We start from the raw sequence: 19673 nt of genomic DNA, 5'->3' as shown, positions 1-19673 counted from the left end.
GGGACGGCCGAATTAGCCCTACCGCAGCTAGGCGAATTCAGGGCTTTGAAGCGATGGCCTTCTCGACGGCAGCGATCAGCTCGGGATCATCCGGTTTGGTCAGGCTGGAGAAGCTGGCCACCACCTTGCCCTGACGATCGACCACGTACTTGAAGAAGTTCCAGCGCGGCGCCCTGCTCTGCTCGGCCAGCCCCTTGAACAGGGGAATCGCGGCCTTGCCGGATACCGGTTGCGACTCAGTCATGGCGAAGGTCACGCCGTAGTTGACATAGCAGACGGTAGCCGTCTCCTGGCTATCCGCGGATTCCTGGCGAAAGTCGTCGGACGGCACGCCCAGCACTTCCAGGCCCTGATCCTTGTAACGCTGATAAAGCGCTTCGAGCCCTTTGAATTGTGGGGTAAAGCCGCAGAAGCTGGCGGTATTGACCACCACCAGCGGCTTGCCGGCGAACTGGCAGAGTTCGACGCTCTCACCCTTGGCACGCAGCTTGGGCAATTCCCCCTGCAGCAGCGCCGGACACTCGGCGGCCAGCGCCGGCAAAGCAAGACTGAAGAGCAGCAAGGAGCAGGCAAGACGATGAAACGACATGACGATGACCTCGAGCGATAACGCAGTCTTGCCACGCTACTCGCAGGGCATGCGCCAGGCAACTAGCAAATGCCCACGCCCAGCTGCAACAGGGCCAGCCCGCCCTGGCGCCAGCCCCACCAGGCGAGCGCCAGCAGCAGGCCAAGGCCCACTGCCACGGCGCTGAACCTCAGCAACTTGCAGCTCACGCCGGCGTCCCCTGCAGGCGTGCCACCGGCACCTCACGCACCGGCCAGTTGAGCGCCGCGGCCATCACGCTCAGGCCGATGGAAATCTGCCAGACCAGGTCGTAACTGCCGGTGGTGTCATAGAGATAGCCGCCCAGCCAGCCGCCGAGGAAAGAACCGAGCTGGTGGAACAAAAAGACGATGCCGCCGAGCATCGACAGGTTGCGCACGCCGAACAGGGTCGCCACCGTGCCGTTGGTCAACGGCACGGTCGACAGCCACAGCAGGCCCATGGCGATACCGAACAGGTAGGCGCTCCACTGCGTCAGCGGTGCTGCGATGAACAGCGTGATCACCACCCCGCGCAGCAGGTACAGGGCGCTGAGCAGGCGCGGCTTGGCCATGCGCCCGCCCAGCCAGCCGGCGATGTAAGTGCCGAAGATATTGAACAGGCCGACCAGCGCCAGCACCGTGGTGCCGGTCAGCGCCGGCAGATGGTGATCGACCAGGTAGGCTGGCAGGTGCACGGCAACGAACACCACCTGGAAGCCGCAGACGAAGAAGCCCAGTGCCAGCAGCCAGAACCCCGAATGCCCGGCCGCCTCGCGCAGCGCCTCGACCAGCGTTTGCTGCGGCCCGGTACTTGCCGGTGGTGGCGTCTCGTTGATCATCGCGGCCAGCGGCAGAATCAGAGCGACCAGCAGGCCCAGCGCCAACAAGGCTGCCGACCAGCCCAGCCAGCCGATCAGCCCCAGCGTACCCGGCAGCATGGCGAACTGGCCGAAGGACCCTGCCGCGGCGGCGATGCCCATGGCCATGCTGCGCTTCTCCACCGGCACGGCGCGGCCGACCACGCCGAGAATCACCGAGAACGAGGTACCGGACAGACCGATACCGATCAGCAGGCCGGCGCTCAGCGACAACGACAGTGGCGAGTCCGCCATACCCATGCACAGCAACCCCAGTACATAGAGCACACCGCCGACGACGATGGCCTTGCGCGCGCCGAAGCGGTCGGCCAGCGCACCGGTGACCGGCTGCGCCAGCCCCCAGATCAGGTTCTGCAGAGCGATGGCGAAGGCGAATACCTCGCGCCCCCAGCCGAACTCCGCACTCATCGGCGGCAGGAACAGGCCGAAACCATGGCGAGTGCCAAGCGACAGCGCGAGAATCAGCGAGGCGCCGAGCAGCAGCCAGGTGGTTGAACGCCATGCAGTTGTCATCGTGATCTCCAGCAGACGGCCGCACGCAGCCGCTCAGGCAGTAAAGGGGGCCATCAGGCCAATTGGTCGAGCAAAGCCATCAGTTCGGCGCGGCGATCCTCGCCGAGCCGACCATTCAGCTCACGCTGCACCTGTTCCCACAGCGGCAGCGCCTGTTCGATACGTTGCAGGCCGGCCTCTGTGAGCCGTACCTCGCGAGCACGCAAATCGCGCCCTTCTCCCAGCTGCAGCAACTCCTGCTCCTGTAGCACCCGCAGATTGCGACCCAGGGTACTGCGATCCAGGCCCATGGCCTCGGCCAGCACTGAAATGCTCGGCTGTCCGAGCCGCTGTACGTGGCGCAACAGGGAAAACTGCGCGGCACCGAGCCCGACGGCAGCCAGGGCGTCGTCGTATCGGCGGGTCACGCCACGGCTGGCGCGACGCAGTTGGGTGCAGAGACAGGAAGTCGGCAACATGCATACAGGTATATACCCGCATCAGCGATTGGCACTCATACAGTTACCTGGTGCGTCGCCATAACAGTTGTTTAGAGGCTCAATGCCAGAGCCAACAGCGCAGCACACTCGGCCAACTCGACCAGAGCACCGGCGGTATCGCCCGTAGTGCCGCCCAGGCGCCGTAACAGCGCGCGGCGCAGCCAGACGAACAGTGCCAGGGCCGTGGCCAGGGCAATAAATGCACCCCAGCCCAGCAGCAACATGGCCGCCACATGCCCACCCAGCACCCAGGGCAACTGCCTGCGCGGCAGATGATCGACCAGCGCCTGCCCCAGACCGCCGGCGCGCACATAGGGTGTGGTTGCCAGCAGCAGCGGCAGCAGGCTGCGCCCTAACCAGGGCAGCAGCAGCAGATAGGCGCCCTTCCCGGCCTGTAACAGGATCAGCAGCGCGGCGAATTTGAGCAACAGCAGTAGCACCAGCACCACCACGGCAATCGGCCCGCTGCACGGGTCTTTCATGATCGTCAGGGTGCGCTCGCGGTCGCCGAAGCCGCCCACCCAGGCGTCGGCAGTGTCGGCCAGACCGTCCAGATGCAGCCCGCCGCTCAGCCCCACCCACAGCGCCAGAATGATCGCAGCCTGCAATAGGGCCGAGGTCTGCCCCAACAGCAGATGCGCGCCCCACAGCAGCAGACCGAGCAGCAAGCCAACGACCGGATACCAGAGCAGCGAACGGCCGATCTGCTCGGGCGTCGGCATGCCCGGCAGGCTGACCGGCAGGCGGGTGAGGAACTGCAAGGCGATCAGCAGTGCAATCATGGCAGCTCCGCCAGGCGTCCGTCTGCGTCCAGGCTCAGGCGAAAGCGTTGGGCATAGCCGACGTTGACTTGCAGCAGGTCCTGGCGCGGCAAGCCGCGGGCACGTGCCAGCAGCAGACGCATCACCCCACCATGGGTCACCAGCAGCAGACGCTGACCGGCATACGCCTGCACCAGGCGCTGCAGCGCGGCCAACACGCGGGCCTCGAACTGCAGCAGCGGCTCGCCGTTAGGTGGTGTGAAGGCGTAAGGGTCAGCCCAGAACTGGCCCAGCGCCTCGGCATGAGTTTCCATCAGCTGCGCGGCGCTACGCCCTTCCCAGTCGCCGAAATGCAGCTCCTGCAGGCCCGGCTCGTAGTGCAGCGGCAATCCATGAGCCGCCGCCACTTCCTCGGCGAAACGCGCGCAACGCTGCAGCGGCGAGCTGATCAGCCGATCCCAGGGCCCCGCTCCCTGCACGGCGGCGCGCAGCTGTGTCCAGCCCTGCTCGGTCAGCGCATCATCGAGGCTGCCGCGTAGCCCGCCCCCCTGCTCGGTTTCGCCGTGGCGCAGCAATTCGAGCTGCAGCATCAACGCGGCCTCTCGGCTACCGCGGCCTCGGCGAATGTCGCCATCTGCCCGTGCAATGCGCAGGCCAGGCGTAACACCGGCACCGCCAGCGCCGCGCCGCTGCCCTCGCCCAGGCGCAGCCCCAACTCCAGCAAAGGTTCGGCGCCCAATGCCTGCAGCACGCGCACATGACCCGGCTCGGCGCCGTGATGGGCGAACAGCAGCCATTGGCGGCAGGCGGGGTTGAGGCGCACCGCCAGCAAGGCCGCGACGCTGCAGATAAAGCCGTCGACCAAAACGGCGATGCCCTGCTGCGCGGCGGCCAGGTATGCCCCGGTAAGCGCAGCGATTTCGAAGCCACCGAGGTGGACCAGCGCTTGCAAGGGGTCGCCGATCTGCGCCCGGTGCAGGGCCAACGCCGCATCGATCACCCGCGCCTTGTGCGCCACACCTGCGCCATCCAGGCCGGTGCCGGGGCCGGCCAGTTCGCTCGCCGGGCAATCCAGCAGCCAGCAGGCCAGCGCCGCTGCCGCCGTGGTATTGCCAATGCCCATCTCGCCGCCCACGAACAGGTCGCACCCGATAGCACGGGCGCGCTGAATGCTGTCGCGCCCCGCCTCCAGGCAGATCATCGCCTGAGCCAGGGTCATGGCAGGGCCTTGGGTGAAGTTCCGGGTACCAGCACCCACTTGCAGGTGGCGTACGCCAGGCAACGGCGGCAGCGGCTCGGCGGTGCCCAGGTCGATCACCTCCAGCGCCGCGTCCAGCTGACGCGCCAATACGCTGATGGCCGCACCGCCGCTGACGAAGTTGGCCAGCATCTGCCCGGTCACCGCCTGCGGGTAGGCAGAAATACCTTCGGCCACCACGCCGTGGTCGCCAGCGAAAATGGCGATCCACAGTTTGTCCAGGCTGGGCCTTTCGCGCCCCTGCAGCGCGGCCAGATGAATGGCCAATTTTTCCAGACGCCCCAGCGAACCGGCGGGCTTGGTCAACTGCTGCTGGCGGTTTTCAGCCTTGGTCCGGGCCACGTGGTCGAGCGGTTGGCACGGCCCCTGCCACCATTGCAGACTCATAGGGCATCTCCCTTGAGGGTCATCGGCAGACCGGCGACGGTGAACAGCACGCGCTGGCTGCGTTCGGCCAGGGCCTGGTGCAGCCAGCCGGCCTCATCGACATAACGACGGGTGAGTTCGCCCAGTGGCACCACGCCCAGGCCGGTTTCGTTGCTAACCAGCAGAATGCGGCCGGGTAATCGCTCTACACAAGCGAGCAGCGCCTCGCGCTCGGCATCCAGGCGCTGCGCGTCCTCCAGCATCAGCAGGTTGGTCAGCCACAGGGTCAGGCAGTCCACCAGCAGGCAGCGACCGGAGGCGGCCTGCTCTTGCAGCACACGGGCCAGTGCCAGCGGCTCCTCCACCAGCGCCCAGTGCGCCGGACGCCGCGCGCGATGCTGGGCAACGCGCTGGTTCATCTCGCCGTCGAGCGGCTGGCTGGTGGCGATGTAAACCACCTCCAGCCCGGACTCGTCGGCCAGTTTTTCGGCCAGGCGGCTCTTGCCGGAACGGGCACCGCCGAGAATCAGTTCAAGCATGATTCAATCCGCATTCATTTCTACCGATAGGCCGCAAAGCACTTTGAGTTTTTCGCTATCCAGGTGCAGTTCCACCTGGTCGGCCAGGCGCTCGATATCGCGCTCGCGCAGCGCCTGATAGTCCACCTGTTCCACCTCATCCAAGCCCGCCCAGCGCAGTAGCGCAGCGAACGCCGAAGGCTGCTCGAACAGGCCATGCAGGTAGGTGCCGAGCACCTGGCCGTCGGCGCTGAGTCCGCCGTCACTGCGGCCGTCGTCAAGCTGCACGGCGCCATTGAGGCCCGGCCCGCGACTGACGCCAGCGTGAATCTCGTAACCGCTGACCTGCGCCTGCTCCAGGCACAGCTGGCCACGCACGTTGCGCAACTGTTTCTCCGGCTCCAGCAGCGTCTCGAAATCCAGCAGGCCGAGGCCCTCGCTGCTGCCGGCAGCGCCTTCCAGGCCATGCGGGTCGTGAATCTGCCGACCGAGCATCTGCAGGCCGCCGCAGATGCCCAGCAGTTTGCCGCCATAGCGCAGATGGCGGGCGATGGCCGTGTCCCAGCCCTGCTCGCGCAGCCGGGCGAGGTCGGCGCGCACGCTCTTGGAGCCGGGCAGGATGATCAGGTCGGCCGGCGGGATGGCCTGGCCCGGCCCGACGAAGGTCAGCTGCACCTGCGGATGCAGGCGCAGCGGGTCGAAATCGGTATGGTTGCTGATGCGCGGCAGCACCGGCACCACCACGCTCAGCGCCTGCGCGCTCTTGGCCTGCTGACGGGTATCGACGGCGTCCTCGGCTTCCAGGTGAAAATCCGTCAGGTACGGCAGCACGCCGAGCACCGGCTTGCCGGTACGCTGCTCCAGCCAATCCAGCCCCGGTTCGAGCAGGGCGATATCGCCGCGAAAACGATTGATCACGAAGCCCCTGATCCGCGCCTGTTCGCTGGGGCTGAGCAACTCCAGGGTGCCGACCAGATGGGCGAACACGCCGCCCTTGTCGATGTCGGCGATCAGAATCACCGGACAGTCTACCGCCTCGGCGAAGCCCATGTTGGCGATGTCACCGGCGCGCAGGTTGATCTCGGCCGGCGAACCGGCGCCTTCGACCAGCACCAGCTGGTGGCGCTCGACCAGCCGCGCATGGGACTCCAGCACTGCCGTCATGGCCACCGGCTTGTAGCCGTGGTAGGTCAGCGCCTGCATGTTGCCGATGGCGCGGCCGTGGATGATCACCTGGGCGCCCATGTCGCTGTTGGGCTTGAGCAGCACCGGGTTCATGTCGGTGTGCGGCGCCAGGCCGGCGGCCTGCGCCTGTACCGCCTGGGCCCGACCGATCTCGCCACCATCGGCGGTCACCGCCGAGTTGAGCGCCATGTTCTGCGGTTTGAATGGCGCCACGGACACGCCCTGGCGCCGCGCCCAGCGGCACAGTGCCGTCACCAGGGTGCTCTTGCCGGCATCGGAAGTGGTGCCCTGCACCATCAGGGTTGGCATCAGGAGGTTTCCTCGAGGCTGGCGAGGATCGGCGCGCAGTCCAGCAAGCCCTGCTCCAGGCGCAACCAGCCGGCCTCGTCTGCCGGCAGGCCGAAGCGCAGGCTGTCCAGCTCGGCGAACAGCCTGATCAGAATGCCGCGTCGCGCCAGCAGCTCCATGCAGGGCACCGCGCGGCGCGTGCAGCAGAACTGGAACAGTGCCGAACCGCCGGTAGGCGGCAGGCCGCAGTCGCGCAGCAGCGCCGCCAGACGCTCACCATCGGCCAGCAAACGCTCGCGCTGGCGGCGCTGCCCGGCGCTGTCAGCAAGCAGCTGGCGAGCGATGCTGCGCGCCGGACCGCTGACCGCCCAGGGCCCGAGCAGCGCTTCCAGCTCATCCAGCAAGGCCTGCTCCGCCAGGACGAAGCCCAGACGCAGGCCGGCCAGACCGAAGAACTTGCCGAACGAGCGCAGCACGATCAGCCCCGGCATGTCGCTGTAGGCCGCCAGGCTGTGCTGCGGCGTGCAGTCGATGAAGGCTTCGTCGACCACCAGCCAGCCGCCGCGCTCGGCCAGCTCGTCGTGCCAGTCGAGCAGGCGCGCCGGCTCGATCAGGCGCCCGGTCGGGTTGTTGGGATTGACCACCAGCAGCACGTCGAGCTGCGGCAGCGCGCGATGCACCGAGCCTTCGCTGAGCTTGGTGATGCGATGGCCCTCGCGGCGCCAGGCCGCGGCATGCTCGGCGTAGGTCGGTGCGAGGATGCCCACGCTGCTGTGCGTGCGCAGGCGTGGCAGAGCCTGGATCGCCGCCTGCGAACCGGCCACCGGCAACAGCCTGGCGGCGCCGTAATAATCGCGCGCGGCCGCCTCCAGGCCATCGTTGATCTCAGGCAACCGCGCCCAGGCCTGAGCCGGAACCGGCGGCAGATCCCAGCCATAGGGGGCGATACCGGTGGACAGGTCCAGCCAGTCCTCCAGGGGGATGCCATAGCGCTGCGCCGCCGCGCGCAGTCGACCTCCGTGTTCAAGCACCCAGTACCTCCCAGATCATCAGGCACAGCAACCACAGGCCAACGCCGGCAACGACCCGGTTCATCGCCCGTTCGATATCCCGCGCGCGCGGCGCCGGGCCCTCGCCCAGCTGCGGGCGCTCATGCAGCTCGCCGTGGTATTCGGCGGCGCCGCCCAGACTCACTCGCAGGCTGCCGGCACCAGCGGCCATCACCGGGCCAGCATTGGGACTGTCCCACAACGGTGCCTGCCGGCGCCAGCAGCGCAGCGCCAGAAGGGTATTCCCGAGCAGCGCATAGGTCAGCGCCACCAGGCGCGCCGGGACGTAATTGAGTAGGTCATCGATCTTCGCCGCCGCCCAGCCGAAGCGCTCGAAGCGCTCGTTGCGATAGCCCCACATGGCGTCCAGGGTGTTGCTCAGGCGGTACAGCACCACGCCGGGCGCACCGGCGACGATGAACCAGAACAAGGCAGCGAATACCGCATCGGAACCGTTCTCCAGCACCGACTCGGTACCGGCGCGGGCCACGCCGGTGGCGTCCAGCTCGGCGGTGTTGCGGCTGACCATCCAGCCGACCCGCTCGCGTGCCAGTTGCAGATCCCCCAGACGCAGCGCGCGGGCCACCGGCTGCGCGTGCTCGTAAAGACTGCGCAGGCCAATGGCGAAATACAGGGCGAAGATCTCCACCGCCCAGCCCAACCCGCTGATCTGCACCAGCAGCCAGGTGAGCAGGGTCAGCGGCAGTACTGCCAGGCACCAGGCGGTGACGCCATGGCTGCGCCAGCCACCACCGGCCGGGTTGAAACGCTGCTCCAGGCGATCGGCCAGGCGCCCGAAGGCCACCAGCGGATGCGCGCGGCGTGGCTCGCCCAGCACGGCGTCCAGCGCCACACCGGCGCAGGTGATCAGCGCCAGGCTCATCGTTCAGTCACCCTGCACTCCCCATCGATTCTCGAACAGCAGCTCGCTCAGCGGTCGAGGCGAGGCCCAGCCCTCTTGCACCAGCATGGGTTTTTCATAGAAGGCATCCACCGGCCCCAGACACAGCAGCGCCACCGGCTTGCTGCCGGCCGGCATGCCCAGCAGCTCGGCCAGCGCTGCGGGATCGAACAGCGACACCCAGCCCAGCCCCAGACCTTCGGCGCGCGCGGCCAGCCACAGATTCTGAATGGCGCAGGCCACCGAGGCCATATCCATTTCCGGCAGCGTGCGTCGCCCGAAGACATGTGCCTCGCGTCCGTCCATCAGCGCCACCGCCAGCAGCTCGGCACAATCGCGGATGCCCTCGACCTTCAGCCGCATGAATTCGTCGCTGCGCTCGCCCAGGGCCTCCGCGGTGCGTACCCGCTCGGCCTCCACCAGCGCATGAGCCGCCTCGCGCAGTTGCGTATCGCGGATGCGCACAAAGCGCCAGGGCTGCATCAGGCCAACGCTGGGCGCGTGGTGAGCGGCTTCGAGCAGGCGCGCCAGCACCTCCGCCGATACCTCGCCACCGCTGAAATGGCGCATGTCACGACGCTCGGCGATGGCGCGGTACACCGCCGCGCGCTCCTCGGGGCTGAAGGCGTGCTCGCTCATGGACGCAGCAGCGCGGCGGCTGCCTCCGGGTTGGACGGCAGGTAGAAGTGGATATAGCTGGCGGTCAGTCGCCCCAGGCGATACACCGCCTCGGCCACCGGCTTGCCGTTCGGACAGCGCCCGCGCACCAGCGGCTCGAGCGGGCTGTCCAGGCGCGAGTGATGGTAGCTATGGCCACGCAGCTCGCCCTCCGGCAGCGTCACCTCCTGCAGGGCCAGCGCGGTCAGGCGCGGCTGCAATGCGGCGCTGCCCGCCAGCAGGCCGAGCATGCGCCCGCTGGCGCCCTGCTTGTCACGCAGCTCGTCGAGCAGATAGAGCATGCCGCCACATTCGGCGAGCAGCGGCTTGCCGGCCTGATGATGGGCACGGATGGCTGCGGCCATGGCCTGATTGCCTGCAAGCGTGGTCAGGTACAGCTCGGGGTAGCCGCCAGGCAGATAGAGGCTGTCTACCTCGGGCAGCGCGCTATCGGCCAGCGGCGAGAAATAGCGCAGCTCGGCCCCCAGCGCCTGCAGCAGGTCGAGATTGGCCTGATAGAGGAAGGCGAACGCCGCATCGCGCGCCACGCCGATGCGCACATTCTTCAACAAGGGCGCGAGTTCATTGATAGGCGGCGCGGCGAAGCTCACCGCCGGCGGCAGGTCGACATCGGCACTGGCCGCCAGCGCATCGGCGGCGGCGTCCAGACGCGCATCCAGATCCGCCAGCTCGGCGGCCTGCACCAGGCCCAGATGGCGACTGGGCAGCTCCACCGCGGCGCTGCGCGGCAAGGCGCCGAACCAGCGAATGCTCGGCGGCAGGGCATCGCGCAGGATTTCGCCGTGGCGCGTGCTGGCAACCCGATTGCCGAGCACGCCGGCAAAGGGCAGATCGGGCTGGAAGGTGGCCAGGCCATGGGCCAGGGCGCCGAAGGTCTGCGCCATGGCCGCGCCGTCGATCACGCCCAGCACCGGCACGCCGAAATGACGGGCCAGGTCCGCCGCCGAGGGTTTGCCGTCGAACAGGCCCATCACCCCTTCGATGAGGATCAGATCCGCCTCGCCCGCGGCCTGCCACAGCAGGCGACGGCTCTCCGCCTCACCGACCATGGCCAGGTCGAGCTGGTACACCGGCGCGCCGCTGGCACGGGCATGGATCATCGGGTCGAGAAAATCAGGCCCGCACTTGAACACCCGCACGCGTCGTCCCTGGCGCGTATGCAAACGCGCCAGCGCAGCGGTGACGGTGGTCTTGCCCTGGCCGGAAGCCGGGGCGGCGATCAGCAACGCCGGGCAGTGACGTGCCGTCATCAGAATTCGATGCCCTTCTGCGCCTTCACGCCAGACTTGAACGCATGCTTGACCAGGCTCATCTCGGTGACCGTATCGGCCGCCTCGATCATCCCCGGCAGGGCACCGCGGCCGGTCACCACCACATGCTGCAACAGCGGACGGGCCTCGATATCGGCCAGCACCGCATCCAGTTCGAGGTAACCGTGTTTGAGGGCGATGTTCAGCTCGTCCAGCACCACCAGGCCGACGGACTCGTCGCCGAGCAGACGCCGGGCCACGGCCCAGGCCTCCTGCGCCTTGGCGATGTCGCGCTGACGATCCTGGGTCTCCCAGGTGAAGCCCTCGCCCATCACGTGGTAGCTGACTTCCTCGGGAAAACGGCGGAAGAAGGTTTCCTCACCGGTGCTGGCCGCGCCCTTGATGAATTGCACCACGCCAACCCTGATGCCATGACCAAGGGCGCGCGCGACCATGCCGAAGGCGCTGCTGCTCTTGCCCTTGCCGTTGCCGCTGTGCACCAGCAGCAGGCCGTATTCATCCTGGGCCTGGGCGATCTTCTCGTCGATCAGGGCTTTCTTGCGCTGCATGCGCGCCTTGTGGCGGGCGTCGCGTTCGGCGGATTCGCTCATGCTGTGCTCCTGCAAGTCAGGTGCCCGCGTTGCCTGCTTCAGGAACAGTGCGAACGACAATGAAGAATCGCGATGATCCGCGCGACCTCATACAGGCGCCAATGGCTGGTCAGGCGAGCGGAAGGCGGGCAACACCGAGGCCCCGGTAGAACCGGAGCACTGGCCGGACAACGCCCTCCGCGATGCCGTGGAACTGCGACAGGCCGGTCTCCGGGCTCGTGAGCGAACCTGAAAGGTTCGACGCTGCGCCTTCCCGTGCAAATACACAGTGGCCTTGCAGACTGCGTGAAAACTACTGCGCTCGGCCATGCGGCGTTAAAAACAGTCTCAAAATGCTCATTTACAGCTCGTAAACTCCGCTTTCTCGCCTGTTTTTGCCTTGCCTGACCTTCGCTCGCTACGTTTTCACACGGTCTGCTTATGCAGCGTTTGACTCACCTACCGTTGCGGGGGCAGCGCCGGCATTGGAACCGGCTTCCCTGTTTCACCCCGGCGCCGTCGATGGAAACGGCGCGGGGCACCTGAAGCAAGGCGCGCAGGGTAGAGGCTGGCAGCACTGCCCGTCAACGCCGATACCGCTAATGCCGAGGCGTGAAACCCGGCGGCTTGCTGGCCAGCCACTCGACGAAGGTACGCAGGCGCTCATCCGCCAACAGCGCGTCCCGGCTGTTGTAGTTCAGCGCCAGCTCCTTTTCACTGAACAGCCGATGAATCTGGTTATGGCAGGCCCGGCATACCCAGAGCGTGGCGGTAATACGTTCGTGACGGGCAAAGCGCTTTTGCACATAAGCCTTGTCGTGCAGCGCCTTGGGAATCAGATGATGACGGGTGAGTGCTACAGGCCGCGCGCAAAGCTCGCAGACCTCGGGCTGAGGCGGCAGACGGATAGGCTCGGCCATGGCGCCTCAGGGGTTGCGGGCAAGCTCGGGCGTGATCACCCGCTTGGCATCGAGATAGACGCGCTGCCAGTAAACATTGTCGAGGCTGTCTAGGCGCACGGTACCGCCACTGGATGGCGCATGTACGAAACGCCCTTCGCCGACATAGATACCTGCATGGCTCACGGCGCGCCCGCCATTGGTGGCGAAAAACACCAAGTCACCACTCTGCAAGGCATCGCGGCGCACGCCTGGGGTGCGCATCGCGCTCAACTCACGTGTCGAGCGAGGCAGACTGATACCGGCAGCATCGCGGTAGACGTAGCCGATCAAACCGCTGCAGTCGAAACCACCTTCCGGCGTGTTACCACCATAACGATAAGGGGTACCGACCAGCCCCAGAGCGCGGAACAATACGTCTTCGGCGCCGCCCTGATAGGAGGACGAAGAGACCGGTGGCTGGTAGACGGGCTGGGGAGCTGGAGCGCGACTGCTACAGGCGCTCAGCAGCAGTGCGAGAGAAATGAGGACGACGCGGGTCGTGACGGGCATAAGCGAGGCAATCCAAAGCCTGAATGCGCTCTACTCTGCCGTTTGCAGGCAAACGGCGCAACCCTGGGGTTACGCCGTGACACATCAATTGTGGCGTTTGGCTGCCACCTGCTCTTCCACCGGAGCCAGCGCAAGAACGCGCTTGGCCTGCAGGTAACTGCGATTCCAGTAGCTGTCATCGAGGCTGTCGATACGTACACCACCGCTGCGGCTGCTGCTGGAATGGATGAACTGGTCATCGCCCAGGTAAATACCGGCGTGGCTGACGCGACCACGACCGCGGTCGTTGAACAGGATCAGATCGCCCGGTTCCAGATCGGCACGCGCAACCTTGGGCGCGTCGAGGTTGATCAGCTCGCGAGTGGAGCGCGGCAGCTCCAGACCCACTTCCTCACGGAACAGATAACCGACGAAACCGCTGCAATCGAAACCGGACTGCACCGAGGTGCCGCCGTAGCGATAGCGCGTACCGATCAGCGAACGCCCGAGATCGAGCAGGCTGTCGGCCAGCTGCGGCATTTCATAGGGCTTGTCGTCGATCAGCGCGTTGATTTCATCATCAGCAGGCTCGGCCTGATGAGAGAGCGGACGAGCAACCGGCTCGACCTTGGCTTCGCTGATCTGCGGCTGCGGCGAATGGCCGGCGCAGGCAGCGAGAAAGACTGTCAGTGCAAGAGGCACGAGGGGTGCGAAGCGTTTTAGCATGGGCACGACCGTGTCGGTTGATTTACAAGTCGGCGACTATGCCCTCTATAACGCTCATTTGCAAATTCTATCGCTAGAAATGTGACCCAGTGGTTTTGCCGCGCCATCTAACGCGCCCGGCTGTCGCACAGCCGGACGAATCAGGCACTAGCCGAGAATCTCGCTCAAGGGAATAAAACGCAGCGCGTCCCCTTCGGCCAGCGTGCTGCCCTCTACTACCTCAGCCAGACCTTCGGCCCACGCGGCACTGCGCAGAACGCCAGAACTCTGGTTGGCGTAAGGCACCACACGACCATTCTCCAGGCGTGCGCGCAGGTACTCTCGACGTTTGCCCGGCTTGTTCCAGGTGAACCCCGCCGGCACAACGAAACCCAGAGGTTCGACCCGCTGCACACCAAGGCAACGCAGTATATAAGGACGCGCCAACAGACCGAAGGTGACCAGTGTGGAGGCCGGATTGCCCGGCAGGCCTATCACCGGAACCCCTTGGTAATGGCCGAAAGTCAGCGGCTTGCCCGGCTTTATAGCCAGTTTCCACAGCGCCAACTCGCCCGCCTCACGCAGCGCCAGGCCGAGATAGTCGGCCTCGCCTACCGACACACCGCCCGTGGAAAGAATCAGATCGACCGCGCCCAACGAGCCCAGCGCCTCACGGGTGCGCTGCAGGTCATCGGGCAATATCCCCGCATCCACCACGGCGCAGCCCAGACGCTGCAGCCAGGCGATCAGCAGGCGCCGATTGCTGTTGTAGATCTGCCCTGGACCGAGCGTCTGCCCCGGCTCCACCAGCTCGTCGCCCGTGGACAGCACGGCCACGCGCAAGCGCCGACGCACAGCGAGCTGCGCCGCTCCCAGAGACGCCGCCAACCCAAGCTCGATAGGGCCCAAACGCGTACCGGCAGGCAGCACGCACTCTCCCGCGCGGGTTTCCTGACCTTGGTTACGGACGTTCTGCCCGGCTTTCAGCGCCTCGCGAAAATGCACGCATCCGGCTTCATCGACCTCGACGTTCTCCTGCATCTCCACGGTGTCGGCGCCTTCTGGCAATGGCGCACCGGTGAATATACGCGCGCAGGTGCCCGGCTGCAGGGGCTCAGGCGCAGTACCGGCCTGAATACGCTGACTGACCGGCAGCGGCTGGCCCTCCCAGTCAGCCAGCCGCAGGGCATAGCCATCCATGGCGCTGTTGGCCCAGGGCGGCAGATCCAGCCCAGCGATCAGCGGCTCAGCCAGTACCCGGCCATCGGCCTCGGCCAGCGCAACCTGCTCGGCCTGCTCGATGGGCGCAGCGTCGGCCAGTGCCAGCAGGCGCTGCAACGCCGCTTCCATGGGCAACAGGCCGGGATGATCGCAGCAGGTCATCCGCGCGTCTCGCAGGCGGCGGCTTGCTTCAGGTGCGGCACGAAATTGCAGGGACGATGCCGCGCATCCAGCTGCTCGGCGAGAATCCCGTCCCAGGCGGTGCGGCAGGCGTTGGTCGAACCCGGCAGGCAGCACACCAGCGTGCCGTTGGCCAGGCCGGCCAGCGCGCGCGACTGGACGGTGGAGGTACCGATATCGGCCACGGAGATCTGTCGGAAAAGCTCGCCAAAACCGTCGACCTGCTTGTCCAGCAGGCAGGCGACTGCCTCCGGCGTGCTGTCGCGCCCGGTGAAACCGGTACCGCCGGTAACCACCACGACCTGCACCTGATCCTCGGCAATCCAGGTCGCGACCTGAGCGCGAATCTTGTACAGATCGTCCTTGAGCAGCACCCGGGCAGCCAACTGGTGGCCTGCGCTGGTCAGGCGATCGACCAGCAGTTGCCCCGAGGTATCGGTCTCCAGCGTACGCGTGTCGCTGACGGTCAGCACGGCAATATTCAGCGGCACGAAAACCGCCTCGACCTTATGGTTCATGACAGACATCCAATTGCGAGAGAATGAGCCTGTTATATCACACAGACCGACTTCGGAGACTGCCCGCATGCCCGCCCCCAACTCCCCGCTCGCCTGCTCTGTATTGCTGCTTTCCGGCGGCCGCGGCCAGCGAATGGGCGGGAGCGACAAGGGGCTGGTGCAATGGCGCGGCCGGCCGCTGATCGCCTGGCTGCACGACCTGGTCAGGCCGTTGAGCGATGATCTGATCATCTCCTGCAACCGCAATAGCGAAAGCTACGCACCCTACGCCGACCAACTGGTCGCCGATCCGGACCACGACTTTCAAGGGCCGTTGGCCGGTATTCGTGCCGGCATGGCCGCGGCACGCCACGAGCAGATGCTTGTGCTGCCATGCGATGCCCCGCTGGTGGACCGTGCACTGATCGAATCACTGCTCGCCCACGCCGGCAACCAGCCGGTGGTGATTCGCCAGGGCAACTACTGGCAACCCCTGTTCTGCCTGCTGCCGACTCGATTGAAGGAGGATCTGGAGCACGCCTGGCATTCCGGCGAGCGCAGCCCGCAACGCTGGTTCGGCAAACTGTCCCCCATCGCCGTCGATTGCCCGCCGGACGATGCGCGGCTGGCCAACCTGAACACCCCCGAAACGCTGGCAAAAAGCGCACCTGCAAGCTGAAGCCAAACGCCCGCTGCGGAACTCGCAAAACAGTTTTACGTCTGAGCGAAGGTATGGCACCCATTTGAATGCAAGGAGAAAGACCATGACCAAACGGATCATCCCCGCCCTGCTGATGACCCTCGGCTTCGTTGTAATGGCCGGCTGCTCTACGCCGTCGGTGATCACGCTGAATGACGGGCGTGAGATCCAGACCGTGGACAAGCCAAAATTCGATGAGGAATCCGGCTTCTACGAATTCGAGCAACTTGATGGCAAGCGCGCCACGATCAACAAGGATCAGGTGCAGACCGTCAAGGATCTCTGAGACCAGCCCAGAGGCGCGACCGACTAGCATCGGGGTTCGCCCCGGCTGCAGAAACGGCGGATCAGCCTGCAGATTTTTTCAGGCTAACCCCTTGTGCGGTAAAAGTTTTTCGGTAGAATACGCCTCATTCGGAGTGTAGCGCAGCTTGGTAGCGCGTCTCGTTCGGGACGAGAAGGTCGCAGGTTCGAATCCTGTCTCTCCGACCAAATCAAAAACCCGCCTTAACCGGCGGGTTTTTTATTGCCTGCAGTTTTCTCGGCGTCAGCCTTTCAGCTCAAAAAGCCCGCCACCTGATCGGCATCGAATGGCCAGTTCAGCTCACTACCGGTATCACAACGGCGCAGCACCGGAATGCGCAAACCGTACTGTTCGACCATTCCTTCGTGCTCGGCAATGTCGATCAACTCGACCAGCAGACCATTCTCGACGAACGGCATCAGCAACGCCTCGGCCACCTCACAGAGATGACACCCCAGGGTTCCGAAAAGTTGGCATTCAGGCGTCATGTGCGCACCTCACTATCCGCAAGGTGCGCAGTTTAACACCGGGCTGGATCAGCTCACGTCTCCGCCCTTGCCTCCCTGACCGGCGAGCAGCGACTGCAAGCCGTCGAGCAGGCTGCGATTGAGGCTGTCAGCCTTTTCCAGACGAGGCAGGTCGAAGCGCTCATCGAGCGAGAAACCGCCCTTGAGCAGATCCTTGAGCAGGCCGCCAGCATCCTTGCTCAGATCACCGGCAGTACGCAGCGCATCGAGCAACCCCTGCGCATACTCCTGCAGCCCGCCATTGACCGCGCTGGCACCCTGTCCGGCCACCGCACCATAGGCGTCGGTAGCCTGGCGCACGCTGGTCTGGGTCAGACGCAGAGACATCGATGCCAACTGCTCGCTGTCCATTTCCAATGCCATGGCGCGGTCGAAAGCGCCAGCCAGGTCACCGGCATAGAACTTGTCGGAAAGATCCTGAACCTGGCTGAAGAGTTTCTCCAGCGCCTTGACCTCGTCGTCGTCCAGCTCACCTTCGACATCGACTTGCCAGCCGCCGATGCGCATGCTGCCGGACTGGCTGCTACCCGCTACGGTGGTGGACTTGCCGTCGCTGGAGGCTGCGAAGCTGCTCTGTGACCAGCTGGCAGAAGCCTGCGCTACGGAAATACGCAGGCGATCGCCATCACGTGTAGTCACGGACAGATCGAACGTCTCTGCCAATGCACTGAAGCGCTCGCTGTAGCCAGCTACCGCAACCTTGCCAGACTCGCTCGGGGCACTACCGAAGCGCTTGTCGAGATCGCCAAGACCATCCTGAATGCGCTTGTAGGTGTCGTCGATATCGCTGGCCACCTGCCCCTTGAGCACGCCCATACCATCAAGAATCTTGCGTGCCTCGGCGAAGCCCTTCTCCACGCCGTCGCGCGCCTGGGTCAGCAGCTTGTCCAGCTTGGCCGGATCGGCCCCGGCGGCCGCCTCACTCTGCAGACGCTGCTCGATGAAACCGAGAATACGCCCGGCTACCTTCTCTGGCGTGTAGTCATCACGCGGCCCGGAAAGCGACCCCGGCTGCACGCCCAGTTTCTCGGCAAGCCGATTGGCCAGGGTAGCCTGCGGATCGGCGGAACTGTTGCGCGCTGCCACAGACGGGCTGGTTTGCGCGGCGCGGGACGCGGCAGAATTGAGTGAGCTCAGAGGATTCATGGCTGGGTACCCGAATAGGTTATCTGCCGAACTTAACGGCCTGTGGAAAGCTACCTTTAACTTTTATCGACCAACGGTTACCGATTTTTCTCAGGTCGATTTCCCGTGGGCGCATTTTTTCTGATCGATGGCGCCCTCCGAACATACCCATAGCCGCGGTCTAGAGCCTGCGCCCGTCCAGCCTCCGCTTCGCTTGAAGCCCCGCCAGACTAAAGTCTTACAGTCGACTCGCTATCCAGATGCTTTATTTCATCGCGCCGTAACTGATCGGTCACATGGTGGCCGAGCTGCTAATAACAACGAGGAGACAACAATAATGAGCAAGACTCCCCTCGCCCGCGCCGTGGCCCTCGCCACGCTGGGCGCCTGCCTGACGCTGCCAACCCTGGCACAGGCTGACTTTATCGGCGACAGCAAAGCAACATTGGAACTGCGCAACTTCTATATGAATCGCGATCTGCGCGACACTACGGCGGCTCAGCAGTCCAAGCGCGAAGAATGGGCTCAAGGCTTCATCTTCAAGGCCGAATCAGGGTTCACCGAAGGCACCGTCGGCTTCGGCCTGGATGCCTACGCAGGCCTGGGCCTGAAACTCGACTCTTCGGACGAGCGCGCCGGCACCAACCTGCTGCCCAATGGTTTTGGCAACGAAGGCCCGGACGAATACTCCGAAGCCACCGGCGCGGTCAAAGTGCGCATGTCCAAGACCGTGGGCAAAGTCGGCGGCCTGATGCCCAAGCTCCCCATTGTCTCCTCGGGCGACTCGCGCCTGCTGCCGCAGGTCTTCAACGGCGGGATGATCACCTCACAGGAAATCGATGGCCTGACGCTCAATGGCGGACAGCTGCGCGAAGTGAATTTCCGCAATTCCACCAACAGTCAGGACATCACTGCCACCAACGTCGGCGGCGAGAGCGATCGCTACAATTTCGCTGGCGGCGACTACAAGTTCAACGGTGGCAACACCACCGTTGGCCTGTGGTACGGCGAGCTGGAAGACATCTACGACCAGAAGCTGTACAACCTGATCCATGTGCAACCGATCGGAGACTGGAAACTGGGCGCCAACCTGGCCTACTTCGACTCTCAGGACAACGGCCGCAAACTCGGCGGCAATCTCGACAACGACCTGACCTCGGTCAACCTCTGGGCCGGCATCGGTGCGCACACCTTCCGCGTGGGCTATCAGAAGGTCGGCGGCGACAATGCCTTCCCCTTCCTGGCCGAAACCGACCCCTACATCGTCAACTACCTGCAGATTCTCGACTTCACCCGCAAGGACGAGAAATCCTGGCAGGCGCGCTATGACATCAATTTCGCCAGCTACGGCATTCCCGGGCTGACGGCTTTCGTGCGCTACGTTACCGGTGACGGCTTCGACGGCGTCGGCGGCGCCAACGGCAAGGAATGGGAACGCGACGTGGATATCAGCTACATCATCCAGGAAGGCCCATTGAAGAACCTCGGCGTGCGCTGGCGTAACGCGATGGTACGCTCCAACGCGAGTATCGGTGACCTTGACGAGAACCGCCTGATCGTCAGCTACACCATCCCGCTGATGTAAACGTTCCAGCAACACCTAGACGCCGCAACACCAGTACCGGGTTGCGGCGCCTTTGGTCTTGCCAAGAACAGTCGGAGCCTTATCTCGACCAGGCTCC

General features: G+C 65.2%; 24 protein-coding genes, 1 tRNA gene and 1 riboswitch. Of the genes, 4 read left to right on the top strand and 21 right to left on the bottom strand.

Features of this window, described 5'->3' with window-relative positions; translation table 11 throughout:
- Positions 1-37 precede the first annotated feature (37 nt).
- The 19 genes from GYB81_RS05055 to moaB form a co-directional block, all read right to left on the bottom strand.
- A complete protein-coding gene (locus GYB81_RS05055; protein ID WP_161866323.1) occupies positions 38-589 on the bottom strand; it encodes a glutathione peroxidase in 552 nt (183 codons plus the stop codon).
- Positions 590-651: 62 nt separating this feature from the next.
- On the bottom strand, positions 652-777 hold the full coding sequence (locus GYB81_RS24940) for a hypothetical protein (protein ID WP_267903725.1): 126 nt from the start codon (positions 775-777) through the stop codon (positions 652-654).
- Positions 774-1979, bottom strand: coding sequence for an MFS transporter (locus GYB81_RS05050; protein WP_161866324.1), 1206 nt, complete (start codon positions 1977-1979; stop codon positions 774-776). Before GYB81_RS05050 ends, GYB81_RS24940 begins: the two co-directional genes overlap by 4 nt.
- 53 nt (positions 1980-2032) lie before the next feature.
- Positions 2033-2437 carry a MarR family winged helix-turn-helix transcriptional regulator gene (locus GYB81_RS05045; RefSeq protein WP_161866325.1) on the bottom strand — a complete coding sequence of 135 codons (405 nt, stop codon included), beginning with the start codon at positions 2435-2437 and terminating at the stop codon, positions 2033-2035.
- Positions 2438-2508: 71 nt separating this feature from the next.
- Complete coding sequence (locus GYB81_RS05040) at positions 2509-3240, bottom strand: adenosylcobinamide-GDP ribazoletransferase (protein WP_161866326.1); 732 nt, start codon at positions 3238-3240, stop codon at positions 2509-2511.
- Positions 3237-3809, bottom strand: coding sequence for an alpha-ribazole phosphatase family protein (gene cobC / locus GYB81_RS05035; protein ID WP_161866327.1), 573 nt, complete (start codon positions 3807-3809; stop codon positions 3237-3239). Before cobC ends, GYB81_RS05040 begins: the two co-directional genes overlap by 4 nt.
- Positions 3809-4864 (bottom strand): nicotinate-nucleotide--dimethylbenzimidazole phosphoribosyltransferase, encoded by a 1056-nt coding sequence (gene cobT / locus GYB81_RS05030; protein ID WP_161866328.1) that lies wholly within the window; start codon positions 4862-4864, stop codon positions 3809-3811. Before cobT ends, cobC begins: the two co-directional genes overlap by 1 nt.
- The gene (gene cobU / locus GYB81_RS05025) at positions 4861-5382 is read right to left on the bottom strand and encodes a bifunctional adenosylcobinamide kinase/adenosylcobinamide-phosphate guanylyltransferase (RefSeq protein ID WP_161866329.1); all 522 of its coding nucleotides are present in this window, start codon (positions 5380-5382) and stop codon (positions 4861-4863) included. The genes cobT and cobU overlap by 4 nt, the downstream gene beginning before the upstream one ends.
- A 3-nt stretch (positions 5383-5385) precedes the next feature.
- On the bottom strand, positions 5386-6855 hold the full coding sequence (locus tag GYB81_RS05020) for a cobyric acid synthase (protein WP_161866330.1): 1470 nt from the start codon (positions 6853-6855) through the stop codon (positions 5386-5388).
- Complete coding sequence (cobD, locus tag GYB81_RS05015; protein ID WP_161866331.1) at positions 6855-7865, bottom strand: threonine-phosphate decarboxylase CobD; 1011 nt, start codon at positions 7863-7865, stop codon at positions 6855-6857. Before cobD ends, GYB81_RS05020 begins: the two co-directional genes overlap by 1 nt.
- Positions 7858-8766: an adenosylcobinamide-phosphate synthase CbiB gene (cbiB, locus tag GYB81_RS05010; RefSeq protein ID WP_161897745.1), complete on the bottom strand. Its 909-nt coding sequence runs from the start codon at positions 8764-8766 to the stop codon at positions 7858-7860. The genes cobD and cbiB overlap by 8 nt, the downstream gene beginning before the upstream one ends.
- A 3-nt stretch (positions 8767-8769) precedes the next feature.
- Positions 8770-9423: a 5,6-dimethylbenzimidazole synthase gene (gene bluB / locus GYB81_RS05005; protein WP_161866333.1), complete on the bottom strand. Its 654-nt coding sequence runs from the start codon at positions 9421-9423 to the stop codon at positions 8770-8772.
- The gene (locus GYB81_RS05000; protein WP_161866334.1) at positions 9420-10712 is read right to left on the bottom strand and encodes a cobyrinic acid a,c-diamide synthase CobB; all 1293 of its coding nucleotides are present in this window, start codon (positions 10710-10712) and stop codon (positions 9420-9422) included. Before GYB81_RS05000 ends, bluB begins: the two co-directional genes overlap by 4 nt.
- The gene (gene cobO, locus GYB81_RS04995) at positions 10712-11323 is read right to left on the bottom strand and encodes a cob(I)yrinic acid a,c-diamide adenosyltransferase (RefSeq protein WP_012018254.1); all 612 of its coding nucleotides are present in this window, start codon (positions 11321-11323) and stop codon (positions 10712-10714) included. The genes GYB81_RS05000 and cobO overlap by 1 nt, the downstream gene beginning before the upstream one ends.
- Before the next feature lie 184 nt (positions 11324-11507).
- A riboswitch (cobalamin riboswitch) is annotated at positions 11508-11863 on the bottom strand.
- A gap of 38 nt (positions 11864-11901) precedes the next feature.
- Positions 11902-12222, bottom strand: a complete 321-nt coding sequence (locus GYB81_RS04990) for a hypothetical protein (protein WP_024308705.1) — start codon at positions 12220-12222, stop codon at positions 11902-11904.
- Between the two features lie 6 nt (positions 12223-12228).
- Entirely contained in the window at positions 12229-12753 is a 525-nt protein-coding gene (locus GYB81_RS04985) for a C40 family peptidase (protein WP_161866335.1), read from the bottom strand.
- Between the two features lie 84 nt (positions 12754-12837).
- The gene (locus GYB81_RS04980; protein WP_024308707.1) at positions 12838-13458 is read right to left on the bottom strand and encodes a C40 family peptidase; all 621 of its coding nucleotides are present in this window, start codon (positions 13456-13458) and stop codon (positions 12838-12840) included.
- Between the two features lie 147 nt (positions 13459-13605).
- A complete protein-coding gene (locus GYB81_RS04975; RefSeq protein ID WP_161866336.1) occupies positions 13606-14820 on the bottom strand; it encodes a molybdopterin molybdotransferase MoeA in 1215 nt (404 codons plus the stop codon).
- Positions 14817-15356, bottom strand: coding sequence for a molybdenum cofactor biosynthesis protein B (gene moaB, locus GYB81_RS04970; RefSeq protein WP_161866337.1), 540 nt, complete (start codon positions 15354-15356; stop codon positions 14817-14819). The genes GYB81_RS04975 and moaB overlap by 4 nt, the downstream gene beginning before the upstream one ends.
- 67 nt (positions 15357-15423) lie before the next feature.
- On the opposite strand from moaB, the gene mobA reads away from it, so the two are divergent.
- From mobA to GYB81_RS04955, 3 genes are all read left to right on the top strand, one after another.
- Positions 15424-16014, top strand: a complete 591-nt coding sequence (gene mobA, locus GYB81_RS04965; protein WP_161866338.1) for a molybdenum cofactor guanylyltransferase MobA — start codon at positions 15424-15426, stop codon at positions 16012-16014.
- 85 nt (positions 16015-16099) lie between these two features.
- On the top strand, positions 16100-16321 hold the full coding sequence (locus tag GYB81_RS04960; protein WP_161866339.1) for a YgdI/YgdR family lipoprotein: 222 nt from the start codon (positions 16100-16102) through the stop codon (positions 16319-16321).
- A 129-nt stretch (positions 16322-16450) separates the two neighbouring features.
- A tRNA-Pro gene (locus tag GYB81_RS04955) sits at positions 16451-16527 on the top strand.
- A gap of 63 nt (positions 16528-16590) precedes the next feature.
- On the opposite strand, the gene GYB81_RS04950 is transcribed toward GYB81_RS04955, so the two are convergent.
- On the bottom strand, positions 16591-16827 hold the full coding sequence (locus GYB81_RS04950; protein WP_161866340.1) for a glutaredoxin family protein: 237 nt from the start codon (positions 16825-16827) through the stop codon (positions 16591-16593).
- A 48-nt stretch (positions 16828-16875) separates the two neighbouring features.
- Positions 16876-18012, bottom strand: coding sequence for a DUF5610 domain-containing protein (locus GYB81_RS04945; RefSeq protein ID WP_161866341.1), 1137 nt, complete (start codon positions 18010-18012; stop codon positions 16876-16878).
- Positions 18013-18328: 316 nt separating this feature from the next.
- On the opposite strand from GYB81_RS04945, the gene GYB81_RS04940 reads away from it, so the two are divergent.
- A complete protein-coding gene (locus GYB81_RS04940) occupies positions 18329-19576 on the top strand; it encodes an OprD family porin (protein ID WP_161866342.1) in 1248 nt (415 codons plus the stop codon).
- Positions 19577-19673: the final 97 nt, after the last annotated feature.

This window comes from Pseudomonas yangonensis, from assembly GCF_009932725.1.
Taxonomy (GTDB): domain Bacteria; phylum Pseudomonadota; class Gammaproteobacteria; order Pseudomonadales; family Pseudomonadaceae; genus Aquipseudomonas; species Aquipseudomonas yangonensis.
Note: the sequence above shows the minus strand (reverse complement) of the source record. Positions and strands in the feature narration are given on the sequence as shown.